The sequence below is a fragment of the Haloactinomyces albus genome, from assembly GCF_031458135.1.
In the GTDB taxonomy this organism is placed as follows: Bacteria; Actinomycetota; Actinomycetes; order Mycobacteriales; family Pseudonocardiaceae; genus Haloactinomyces; species Haloactinomyces albus.
Map to the genome: position 1 here is coordinate 1686497 of NZ_JAVDXW010000001.1, position 11875 is coordinate 1698371.

The window sequence follows — 11875 nt, forward strand, 5'->3', positions numbered from 1 at the left end:
GATGCACGAGGCCGGCGCATTGCAGGAGTGTCGGTGATTGCTGTTTGAGTCTTCGTGCAGTGCCGGATCGCTGCGACTCGACGATGGCGTGTGTCTGATCAACAGGGCTGGGGACAATGGTACTGAGTGAAGCGGCCCGCTCGGTCTGGGCGAAGTCCTTCAACGAAGCGGGGGACTGGCTGCCGCTGTGGCAGCACATGGACGACTCCGCCGACATCGCCGGGTGGCTGTTCGACCACTGGCTGGCACCCGGTGTGGTCCGGCTGCTGGCGGAGGAGTTCGCGGGTGATGTCACCGCCGCCCGCGCAGCGGTGACGTTTCTGGCCGGTGTGCACGACCTGGGGAAGGCGACCCCGGCCTTCGCCGTGCAGAACACCGTCCTCGCCCAGCGGATGCGGGACCAGGGCTTGTACATGCCGCCGACGAAGGCCGAACTTCCCGAACGGCATCTCGCCCACCACACCGTCGCAGGCCACCACCTGCTGATCGAGTGGCTCCTCGGCAAGGGGTGGCAGAAGCGTTCGGCCAGGGCGTGGGGCGTGGTGCTGGGCGGTCACCACGGGGTTCCGCCGGACTCCGCTGCCGAGAATGCGTCACGGAACCATCCGGAGCTTTACGGCACTGGTGCCTGGCGCACGGTTCAACAGGAACTGGCCGAACGTGCGGCGGTTCGTTCCGGAACCTCCGAACGTCTTGCCGAATGGGAGAACCTGAAGCTCTCCGCCGGTTTCCAGGTTCTGGTCACGGGCTTGGTGATCGTTTCCGACTGGATCGCGAGCAACGAGGATCTCCTGCCGTTCTCGACCGGCGAACTACCGGAGGTTTCCGAAAACGTCGAGCGCACATCGCGAGCGCTCGGCGAGTTGCGGTTACCGGCACCGTGGCGGCCGAACGGCGTGCCGAACGATGTGGCGGAGCTGTTCCGAGCACGGTTTCGACTTCCCGCCGATGCCGCACCACGCCCGGTGCAGCACGCTGCCTGCGAAGTGGCCGGCACCGCCTCCGAGCCGGGTCTGGTCATCATCGAGGCACCCATGGGTGAGGGCAAGACCGAGGCGGCACTCGCCGCGTCCGAGACCATGGCGGCACGGTGGGGTACGGGCGGAGTCCTCGTCGCGCTGCCCACCCAAGCCACGAGCGATGCCATGTTCCATCGCGTGGTCGATTGGCTGGACGCGATGGGAGCCGAGGACCAGCAGGTCGGCGGGGCGATCACACTCAGCCACGGCAAGGCTCGATTCAATCGCCTGTTCCAGGGACTGGTCCGCGCAGGCCGCTCGATCGAGGTCGGGTGCGACGAGAAACAGGACCGAACACCACACGCGGTCGTGGCGCACTCGTGGTTGTCGGGCCGGAAGAAGTCCCAACTGGCCAACTTCACGATCGGCACCATCGACCAACTGCTGTTCGCGGGCCTGAAGTCGCGACATCTGATGCTTCGGCACCTGGGGCTGGCAGGCAAGGTGGTCATCCTGGACGAGGTCCATGCCTACGACGCCCACATGAACTCGTACCTGATCAAGGTACTCACCTGGCTGGGGGCTTACCGGGTTCCGGTCCTCGCGTTGTCGGCGACCCTGCCCGCCGACCGGCGTCGGGCCCTGCTGGAAGCCTACCGGCAGGGCCGGAAGTACGGCCCTGGCGATGGTGCCGGTCAGGACTTGGCGGCCATCCCCGCCGATGTGGACGGAAACCCCGGCTATCCGCTTCTCACCTGGAGCGAGGGCCCCCAGGTGAGGACGAAGGTCGTCGAGCCATCCGGTCGGCGCACCGAGGTGTCGATCGACGTGCTCGGCGGCAGCGTCGAGGACGATCTCGATGCGCTGACCTGCCTGCTGCGGGATGCGCTGTCCGAGGGTGGTTGCGCCGCCGTCGTGCGGAACACGGTTCGTCGGGTACTGGATACCGCGAGTCGGCTGGAGCAGGAGTTCCCCGGCGAAGTGACAGTGGCTCACTCCCGGTTCATGGCAGCCGACCGGATGCGCAAGGACAGTGAGCTGCTTGATCGTTTCGGCTCTCCGGATCGGGCCGTGCGACGGCCGGAGCGGCACATCGTGGTCGCCTCGCAGGTGATCGAGCAGTCCCTCGACGTCGACTTCGACCTGCTGGTCACCGATCTCGCACCGGCCGATCTCGTACTCCAGCGAATGGGGCGTCTGCACCGGCATCAGCGCGGCACAGGGCAAGGCGACCGGCCATCGACACTGCGCTCGGCACGCGCCTACCTCACCGGAGTGGACTGCACACAGAACCCACCGGAACTCGAACCCGCGTCGGCTCGGCACATCTACGGCGCGTACTGGCTACTCCGGTCGGCTGCCGTGCTTCAGCCGTACTTCGGAAGCAGCATCACGCTGCCCGACGACATCGCCGCACTCGTGCAGCGCGCCTACGGCCCCGAACAGGTCGAGCCCGAGGACTGGCGGGGCGCGGTGTCCGAGGCCTGGCAACAGTGGCGCGAGAGGACGGAAAGCCGCGAGTCCAAGGCACGCGATTTCCAGATCGCCGCACCGACCCGCCCCGGAAAGGCGATCATCGGGTGGGTCTCGGCCAATGTGGGAGAAGCCGACGATGACGCACAGGGACAGGGGCAGGTACGCGACGGCGCGCCCACCCTCGAAGTGATCCTCGTCCAACACGACGAATCCGGACACTGGTTCACCCCGAACTGGCTGCCGCAGGGCAGCGGGAAACTCGCGATTCCTCGCGAGGAGACACCCCCGGACGGTCTCGCCCAGGTCATGGCGTCGTGCTCGCTGCGACTCCCGCTGACCTTCAGCAACGCCGACGCGGAAGAGGAACTCTGGGCGGCCACCCCACCGGCCTGGGAGCAGTCCGCGCTCATCTACCGCATGCCGGTCCTTCCCGTCGATGCGGACGGTTGGGGACGGATCGGCGACCGACAGATTCGCTACACCCCCGAGATGGGGCTGGAGGTGGTCGACAGTGCCGACTGAAACGGACTTCAACCTGCTCGACGAACCGTGGATCATCGTGCTCGGCACCGACGGCCGCGAACGGCACGTGTCGATCCTCGATGCCCTCGAGCAGGCCCCTCGGCTCGGCATGATCGGTGGTGAGGTGCCCACGCAGGCGTTCGCGATCACGCGGCTGCTGTTGGCCTTCCTGCACCGCGCGATCGACGGGCCGGACGATCAGGACGAGTGGGAAGGAGTGTGGGCCGCCGAGGAGCTGCCGATGGACCGGATTCGCGAGTACGCCGAGCGCGTGCGGCCCCGGTTCGGCCTGTTCGCCGCCGAAGCACCGTTTTTCCAGGTCGCGGGTTTGCGGACTGCGAAGAACGAGGTGTCGGGCCTGGAGAAGATCGTCGCGGACGTACCCAACGGGGAGCCCTTCTTCACCACACGGTCGGCGGCGAGCCTGCGGCGGATCGACGCGGCCGAGGCCGCGCGATGGCTCGTGCACGCCCACGCCTTCGATCCCTCCGGCATCAAGTCCGGCGCCGTGGGTGATCCGAACGTCAAGGGCGGTAGGGGCTATCCGATCGGCACCGGATGGTCGGGGCAGATCGGTGGTGTGCTCCCGCAGGGTGCGAACCTCCGGGAGACGCTGCTGCTCAATCTCATCTCCCGCGATGTCGAGACCTTCGTCCGCATCGGTGGACAGGACGATGTGCCGCCGTGGGAGCGCGATCCGGACGGGCCGGAGTGGCAGGAGGAACGCCCGCCGCGCGGAGCTATCGACCTGTACACGTGGCAGACCCGCCGGGTGCGCCTCGCGGGGGATCGCAACGGGGTGACCGGGGTGCTGCTGGCCAACGGGGACAAGATCCGGCCGCAGAACCGGCATGGCCTCGATCCGCACACCGCCTGGCGCTACAGCGACCCGCAGTCCAAGAAATTCAAGACCACGGTGTACATGCCGCAGCCGCATGATCCGAACCGATCGGTGTGGCGGGGGATCGCGGCCATGCTCCCCTCGATTTCCGGGCGCCGGAGCAGCGGCAGCGAGCCCCAGCAGTTCCTGGCTCCCGGGGTGCTGCAGTGGCTCGGTGACCTGGTCGCCGAAGGACTTCTCCCGGAGAACTACGTTCCCCGCGTTCGGGTGCAGGGCGCGGAGTACGGCGCACAGAGCGCCACCTACAGCGAGATCGTCGACGACGTCCTGCCGCTGTCGGTGGTTTTGCTTCGCCAGGACCGGCCCGCCGCCGGGCAGACGGCCACGGAAGCGGTGGCCGATGCCGAAAAGGTCGGAACGGCGATCTGGAGTTTCGCCGAGAACCTCGCGCAGGCCGGTGGAGCCGAACCCAAGTCCGGGGCGGGGGATCGTGCACGGGAACAGCTCTACGCGGCCCTCGAAACGCCCTACCGCGAGTGGCTGGCCGAGCTGGGCCCCGATCGGGACCTTTCCGAAGCCCGTGCCGCATGGCAGCGAACCGTCCGGGCAGCCACCACCCCGCTCGCGGAAGAGCTGATCGAGGCCGCACCACCGGCGGCGTGGGTCGGGCGAACCATCCGGGAACGGTTGGTGACCGCCGCGCTGGCGGAGGTGTGGTTCAAAGCCGGCCTCGGAAAGGCACTTCCCCTCGCCCGCAACCATTCGGAGAACACAGCACTGGAGGCAGCGGTATGACCTCGACAGGCACCGCACCACAGACCGGCCCGACGAGAAAGCTGGGCCCACTCGGAACCGCTCTCGACTGGCGGTTCACCCGGTTGCAGGAGGAGTACTCACGGGAGGCACCGTCGGCGAAGGCGACTCTCGCGAGGCTGCGCCGTGGGCTCGGCAAACCGGCAGGCAGCGTCCCCGAGGTCTGGGAGAGCACCATCGGTGCGGTCCCGGAATCGCTGAGCTGGGACCGCGATGAGCCGAGCCGAGCCGAGCAGGCGGCCCACGCCGCCTTCACCCTGTTCGCACTGCACCAGCAGTCCCTGTCCGTGGCCGCACACGCGCCCGGAACCTCCTTCGGGCGTGCCGTGGGATTTCTGCGGTTCGACTCCACCCGAAGCGAGGAGGCCGTGACCCGCAGGTTCATGGCCGTCTCCACCGCCGAGTCCGCCGACGAGGTGCTTGTCCACATGCGAGGACTCGTCACGCAACTCCGCTCGGCACAACGCGGCTTCGACTACGCACGACTGGCCGACGACCTCACCGGGCTACTGACCCCCGGGCGAGCCACGCGAGTGCGGCTGGCCTGGGGACGGGACTTCTACCGCACCACCACGGACACCGCCGAGAGCGGCAACGACGAATCCACCGACGACATCACCGAGGAGTGAGCACCATGAGCCGCACCCTGATCGACATTCACATCCTGCAGACCGTCCCGCCGAGCAATCTCAACCGCGACGACACGGGCAGCCCGAAAACGGCGGTCTACGGCGGAGTGCGCCGGGCCCGGGTCTCGAGCCAGGCGTGGAAGCGCGCCACGCGCGTTGCCTTCGACTCCCACCTCGACACCTCCGAGCTCGGCACCCGCACCAAGCGTGTCGTGGAGTTGCTGGCCGCCGAGATCAACGACCGAGCACCGGAGCTCTCCGAGCGGGCCACGGACCTGGCCACCGAGACCATCAAGGCCGTCGGCATCGAGGTCAAAGCACCGGAAAAGGACAAGGCTCCCCAGTCCGGCTATCTCCTCTTCCTCAGCAGGCGCCAGATTCAGAACCTCGCGGACGCGGCGATCGAGGCGGCCGGTGCCGACGACGTGAAAAAGGCACTCAAGGACGCCAAGGTCAAGGACCTGGCCGACCGTGATCACTCCGTCGACATCTCGCTGTTCGGCCGCATGGTGGCCGACCAGGCCGACATCAACGTCGACGCCGCGGCGCAGGTGGCGCACGCGATCAGCGTGCACCCGGCGGAGACCGAGTTCGACTACTACACCGCGGTCGACGACCACACCGGCGATGACGAGACCGGCGCTGGCATGATCGGCACCGTCGAGTTCAACTCCTCCACCCTCTACCGCTACGCCACGGTCGACGTGAACCGGCTCGCCGACAACCTCGGGAGCACGATCGCGGTTCGCCGAGCGGTGGAGGCGTTCCTCGAGTCGTTCGTGCGATCGATGCCCTCCGGCAAGCAGAACACCTTCGCCAACCGCACCCTGCCGGAAGCGGTGGTGGTGCTGGCGCGGGAGAGCCAGCCCATCAATCTCGTGGGGGCCTTCGAGAGCCCGGTGCGGGAGTCGGACCGGGCGGGCCGCACCAAGCGGGCAGCGGACGCGCTGCGCGACGAGGCCCGTGAGATCGAGCGGGCCTACGGCGAGCAGCCGATCGACAGTTGGGTCACCCGGCTCGGAGACGACACGGCAAGCCTCGACGATCTGGGGCCGAACGTGCCGCTGACCGAGCTGGTGACGCAGCTCGGGGACCTGGTCGGATCGCGTGTCGAGGAGCGCTCATGACCGTGGTCGCGCTCAGGTTGGCAGGCCCGCTGCAATCGTGGGGTTCGCGCAGCCGGTTCGTGCGACGCGAGACCGAGACGGCACCCACCAAGAGCGGGGTGCTCGGACTGGTCGCCGCCGCCCGGGGGATGCGTCGCAGCGACCCGTTGGAGGGACTGCTGGGACTGCGGTTCGGCGTGCGCCTCGATCAGCCCGGCCAACTGGTCCGGGACTTTCAGACCGCACAGCGCCCCAAGCGGGAAAAGGACGGCACCACGAGCTGGTCCTCCCTGCCGCTGTCGCATCGGTACTACGTCTCCGACGCCGTGTACCTGGCCGTGCTCGAAGGTGACCGCGAGCTCGCCGAAGGGATCGACGAGGCCGTGCGCAGCCCGGAATTTCCGCTGTATCTCGGCAGGCGCTCCTGCCCACCGGCTGGCCCCGTGGCGGTGGGAGTCTCCGAGAACGACCTCGAGGGTGCTCTCGCGAGCCTGCCCTGGATGGCCGGCACTCGGCAACAGCGACGACACCGCGCGAGGACCGTGCGTCTGGCCACGGTGTGCGATGCGGACTCGGAGGAGCCCGGCGGGGAACTGGTGCGGGACGTTCCGGTGAGCTTCGATCCGAACCGGCGGCAGCACGCCTGGCGCTCGATCACGCGCGGAACCGTCGAGGTCGACAACCCCCACGGCGTCGCCGATGCCGATACCGGTGACGAGCACGATCCGATGGCGATCCTGGGAGGTTGAGGTGTTCCTGACGAAAATGCCGCTCAATCCGAGGCGGCGAGGCGCACGGGTGCTGCTGTCGTCACCGCAGGCCCTGCACGCTGCCGTGCTGGCCGGATTCGCCGACGCACGCTCCACTGCGGAGGGGCGGATCCTGTGGCGACTCGACACCTATGACCGGCACCGGACCGTGCTCTACACCGCCAGCCCGGAAAAACCCGACTTCACCCATCTCGTCGAACAGGCAGGCTGGCCCACGACCGAGGCCTGGCAGACCCGCGACTACGACGGCTTGCTGGACTCGCTGCGGCCGGGGCAGCGCTGGCAGTTCCGGCTCACGGCGAACCCGGTGCGGTCCGGCCGCAGGGAGAGTTGGAACACCACGAAGCCGCTCGGGCACGTCACGGTGAAACAGCAGGAACAGTGGCTGCTCGATCGAGCACCGCGACTGGGCTTTCAACTCGTCTCCGGCCGAGCAGGCGCCGAGGGCGCAGCCGAACCCGATCTCGCGATCGTCGATCGGAACACCCGCCGCTTCCAACGGCAGGGAAACCCGGTCACGATCTCCACGGCCACCTTCGAGGGCCACCTGGAGATCACCGACGCCGCAGCGCTACGCCAATCCCTCAGCTTCGGGATCGGCCGGGCCAAGGCATACGGGTGCGGCCTGCTCACCGTGGCCCCGCCCCCGAGGAGCGATCCGGCATGACCTCCATCGGGCAGCGGCCGACCCAGCCACGAGAGCTCGTCCGCGCGGTGGATCGGGTGTCGTTCCTCTACCTGGAGCGCTGTGTCGTCAACCGCGACAGCAACGCGATCACCGCGACCGACGAGCGGGGCACTGTCCACGTCCCGGCCGCCTCCGTCGGAGTGCTGCTTCTGGGACCGGGCACGACCATCACCCACCAGGCGATCGCGTTGATGTCGGACAGCGGCTCGACCGTGGTGTGGGTCGGTGAGCAGGGTGTGCGGTACTACGCGCACGGTGTCTCACTGGCCCGCTCGTCCCGGCTCCTCGAGGCGCAGGCCGAGGCGGTCACCAATCGCCGGTCGAGGTTGCGGGTCGCCCGCGCGATGTACGAGATGCGCTTTCCCGACGAGGACGTTTCGAGCCTCACAATGCAGCAACTTCGAGGAAGGGAGGGAGCACGGGTTCGCCGTGTCTATCGACAGCACTCCGAACGTACCGGGGTTCCGTGGTCGAAACGCACTTATGACGTGGAGGACTGGGAATCCGGCGATCCGGTCAACCAGGCACTGTCGGCAGCGAACTCGGCGCTGTACGGCATCGTGCATTCGGTCATCGTCGCGCTCGGATGCTCGCCGGCGCTGGGGTTCGTCCACACCGGTCATCACCGATCGTTCGTGTACGACATCGCGGATCTGTACAAGGCGGAGCTGACGATCCCGGTCGCTTTCGACGTGGCAGCGGAGACGGCCACGGACATCGGAGGCGAAACCCGCCGACTCCTGCGCGACGCCTTACACGGCGGCAAGCTGCTGGAGCGGTGCGCCCGGGACATCCAACGACTGATCCTCAGCCCGGAGGAGAACGACGAAACAGCCGAGGAGTATCTCGATTTCGACGTCATCTCGCTGTGGGACGAGCACGGGAACTTCGTGCCCGGAGGAGTGTCCTACGGCGGTGAGTCATGACCGTTGTCGTGCTGACCGCCGTTCCTCCCGGCTTGCGTGGCCATCTGACTCGATGGCTGCTGGAGATCAGTCCAGGCGTCTTCGTCGGGCACATCTCCACCCGTGTTCGGGAGGAGCTGTGGCTACGCATCGTCGAGTTCGCGGCCGACGGCAGAGCGCTCATGGTCCACTCGACGCGTGGTGAGCAGCGGTTGTCCTTCAAGGTGCACGGCCACGACTGGACTCCGGTCGACCACGATGGACTCATGCTCATGCGCAGGCAAACCGTGCCCGATTACGTGCCGGCCGCGTACGAATCCACGGACAAACCCGCAGCACAGCAAAAGCAGGCATCGAGCCCTGATCGCTCGTCGGGAGTCGCCGCCGACGCCGTGTGGAAGCGCCGTGACAAACGCAAGAAGTTCAAGCGGAAGTAGCCACGACGGATGGGTCGCTCACTCAAACTGAAGCTGTTTTGCAGGGTGGTGTAGTATACTCCCTGGTCAGCAAGTGTGCTCCCCGCGTATGCGGGGATGATCCCTACCGACGCCGTTCAAACAACGGTTCCGGTGTGTGCTCCCCGCGTATGCGGGGATGATCCCCGAGCATGACGCAGAACGTGTACATGGCCCGTGTGCTCCCCGCGTATGCGGGGATGATCCCACGCCACAACGGGCAGCGGGGCAGGGTTGACAGTGCTCCCCGCGTATGCGGGGATGATCCCTGGTCATGAGCGACGGCGTTCCGACTCGTGACGTGCTCCCCGCGTATGCGGGGATGATCCCTCGCGCACGTTGGCCAGCGTGGCGTGCTCGAGGTGCTCCCCGCGTATGCGGGGATGATCCCGAACGTGAACAGCGGGCGGTCGGATCCGGTGGGTGCTCCCCGCGTATGCGGGGATGATCCGCACACACCCGCCAGTACGTGAAACGCCCCAGGGTGCTCCCCGCGTATGCGGGGATGATCCCCGCTGTTACGGTCACTCGACGCTCGACGGTGTGTGCTCCCCGCGTATGCGGGGATGATCCCACGTATCGCCAGGTACCACCACCCCGCGATGTGTGCTCCCCGCGTATGCGGGGATGATCCGTTGCGCTCATCCGAGGGGATTGTCTCACTCTCGTGCTCCCCGCGTATGCGGGGATGATCCGGAGTTTGCTTGGCTGGATGAGAACGTTGAGGCGTGCTCCCCGCGTATGCGGGGATGATCCGGCCTCCATGAGCACCACTGACACGTTCCCCCGGTGCTCCCCGCGTATGCGGGGATGATCCTCTCCGCGAGGATCAACGCCATGAACGGCACCCGTGCTCCCCGCGTATGCGGGGATGATCCGCAACCACCGGGGGTAGTCGCCTACCCGTCCCCGTGCTCCCCGCGTATGCGGGGATGATCCTCCCACCCGTGGTTTCGGAAGCGGTGGTGATCAGTGCTCCCCGCGTATGCGGGGATGATCCGTCATGGGGAACACACCGTATTTTTTGCGCTCGTGCTCCCCGCGTATGCGGGGATGATCCGCACGTACAGCCTAGGCAGATGCCAGGCAGGAGGTGCTCCCCGCGTATGCGGGGATGATCCTGCGGAATCGCCGATTCGCAATGCAGAGGCAGAGTGCTCCCCGCGTATGCGGGGATGATCCCGAATGGCACGCACTGGCCGGGATCTCCATCGCGTGCTCCCCGCGTATGCGGGGATGATCCCGAATGGCACGCACTGGCCGGGATCTCCATCGCGTGCTCCCCGCGTATGCGGGGATGATCCAACGGGGGTATCTGCGCATCCACGCTTGCCCGCGTGCTCCCCGCGTATGCGGGGATGATCCCGCCATCGCCCGCGAGCTCGGCCGCAGCCCCTCGTGCTCCCCGCGTATGCGGGGATGATCCGGGAATTATCCAAGCGCGGGGACACTACACGTTGTGCTCCCCGCGTATGCGGGGATGATCCGCAACGCTGATCGCACTCGACAGGATGCGCTCCGTGCTCCCCGCGTATGCGGGGATGATCCCTGGACCCTGTTACGTGCGAGCCTGCTCCATCGGTGCTCCCCGCGTATGCGGGGATGATCCCTGGACCCTGTTACGTGCGAGCCTGCTCCATCGGTGCTCCCCGCGTATGCGGGGATGATCCCGGCGACGTCACCCTGTGGCGCGCCAGCGACGAGTGCTCCCCGCGTATGCGGGGATGATCCCGGCAGCGTGACCTCGGCGTGCCGTAGTCGTAAGTGCTCCCCGCGTATGCGGGGATGATCCGGTGAGCTCGGGGAAGACGCGGCACATCCGGCCGTGCTCCCCGCGTATGCGGGGATGATCCGCACAGGTGCAGCCGGTGACCGCGTCTACGGCACGGTGCTCCCACTCAGGAGGGGGTGAGTCCGTGTGACGTGTGCTGCCGTGCAGATGCACGAGAAAGTCCCCGCACACGTGGGGTGAGCCGCTGGGAAATTTCGCGAGAAATTGGTCGCACCAGGAGTCCCCGCGTATGCGGGGCGGGTTCCTTGATGTGGCCCGTGGTGGGGTGGAGGGCTGCCCGGCACCCTCGGGGGCAGGTGTCGGGCAGCCGGCGGACCGGCGCCGGACGGGTTCGGGGGTCGACGGCGCCGGGCCGGGTCCGCTGGCGGATGGTGCAGCGGGTTACAGGTTGTGCAGTCCGTCGAGGACGCGGCGCAGCGTCGGCAGGTCCACCGGCGCCCACGTGCCGGTGGGTGCGTCCGGGTCGGTGGTGGGCCAGGCGATCGACGCATCCGGCAGGTCCGGAGGGATCATCGGAAGCCGCTCGGTGCGGTCCTGCTCGCGGGACTGGGCCAGCAACTGGGCCACCGTCAGCGCACCGGCACCGGCGTGCTGGGGCTGCGGCGCGGTGGCCCACACGACACCGAGCACCGGTGCGACCAGCAGCAGCGCGGCAATGGCGAGGGCGAGGGCGGTCACCGGTGCTGCCCGCGCTCATCGGGACGAATACCGTCGCAGACGGCTTCGTGGGCATCCAGCACCAGCGCCTCGGGCTCCTCATGCCCGCACCGGTAGCAGGAACGCGCACACCGGGCGACCCGCTCGGCCTCGGTCTCACCCCCACGCCGATACATGTGCGGCTTGATGTGCGATTCGGTACTCATCGCCCCTCCCCAGCGGTAGCGGCGAGCACACGCAGGCAGTCCGGGCAGCACCGACG

Annotated in this window: 10 protein-coding genes and 1 CRISPR repeat array; of the genes, 8 read left to right on the forward strand and 2 right to left on the reverse strand. The window is 67.7% G+C overall.

Annotation, left to right across the window (positions count from 1 at the left end; translation table 11 throughout):
- Positions 1-116 precede the first annotated feature (116 nt).
- From cas3 to cas2e, 8 genes are read left to right on the forward strand one after another with little or no spacing between them, the layout of a single operon-like run.
- Positions 117-2957, forward strand: a complete 2841-nt coding sequence (cas3, locus tag JOF55_RS07890) for a CRISPR-associated helicase Cas3' (protein ID WP_310271841.1) — start codon at positions 117-119, stop codon at positions 2955-2957.
- Positions 2947-4593: a type I-E CRISPR-associated protein Cse1/CasA gene (casA, locus tag JOF55_RS07895; RefSeq protein ID WP_310271843.1), complete on the forward strand. Its 1647-nt coding sequence runs from the start codon at positions 2947-2949 to the stop codon at positions 4591-4593. The genes cas3 and casA overlap by 11 nt, the downstream gene beginning before the upstream one ends.
- Positions 4590-5240, forward strand: coding sequence for a type I-E CRISPR-associated protein Cse2/CasB (casB, locus tag JOF55_RS07900; protein WP_310271846.1), 651 nt, complete (start codon positions 4590-4592; stop codon positions 5238-5240). The genes casA and casB overlap by 4 nt, the downstream gene beginning before the upstream one ends.
- A gap of 5 nt (positions 5241-5245) precedes the next feature.
- Complete coding sequence (gene cas7e, locus JOF55_RS07905) at positions 5246-6367, forward strand: type I-E CRISPR-associated protein Cas7/Cse4/CasC (RefSeq protein WP_310271849.1); 1122 nt, start codon at positions 5246-5248, stop codon at positions 6365-6367.
- A complete protein-coding gene (gene cas5e, locus JOF55_RS07910; protein WP_310271852.1) occupies positions 6364-7095 on the forward strand; it encodes a type I-E CRISPR-associated protein Cas5/CasD in 732 nt (243 codons plus the stop codon). The genes cas7e and cas5e overlap by 4 nt, the downstream gene beginning before the upstream one ends.
- Position 7096: 1 nt before the next feature.
- A complete protein-coding gene (cas6e, locus tag JOF55_RS07915) occupies positions 7097-7783 on the forward strand; it encodes a type I-E CRISPR-associated protein Cas6/Cse3/CasE (protein WP_310271855.1) in 687 nt (228 codons plus the stop codon).
- On the forward strand, positions 7780-8730 hold the full coding sequence (gene cas1e, locus JOF55_RS07920) for a type I-E CRISPR-associated endonuclease Cas1e (protein WP_310271858.1): 951 nt from the start codon (positions 7780-7782) through the stop codon (positions 8728-8730). The genes cas6e and cas1e overlap by 4 nt, the downstream gene beginning before the upstream one ends.
- Positions 8727-9146 (forward strand): type I-E CRISPR-associated endoribonuclease Cas2e, encoded by a 420-nt coding sequence (gene cas2e / locus JOF55_RS07925; RefSeq protein ID WP_310271862.1) that lies wholly within the window; start codon positions 8727-8729, stop codon positions 9144-9146. The genes cas1e and cas2e overlap by 4 nt, the downstream gene beginning before the upstream one ends.
- 75 nt (positions 9147-9221) lie before the next feature.
- A CRISPR array of direct repeats spans positions 9222-11017; the repeat unit is 28 nt; unit sequence GTGCTCCCCGCGTATGCGGGGATGATCC.
- A gap of 320 nt (positions 11018-11337) precedes the next feature.
- Here cas2e and JOF55_RS07930 read toward each other — a convergent pair.
- Both JOF55_RS07930 and JOF55_RS07935 read right to left on the reverse strand, forming a co-directional pair.
- Entirely contained in the window at positions 11338-11634 is a 297-nt protein-coding gene (locus tag JOF55_RS07930) for a hypothetical protein (protein ID WP_310271866.1), read from the reverse strand.
- On the reverse strand, positions 11631-11819 hold the full coding sequence (locus JOF55_RS07935; RefSeq protein ID WP_310271869.1) for a hypothetical protein: 189 nt from the start codon (positions 11817-11819) through the stop codon (positions 11631-11633). The genes JOF55_RS07930 and JOF55_RS07935 overlap by 4 nt, the downstream gene beginning before the upstream one ends.
- Positions 11820-11875 lie beyond the last annotated feature (56 nt).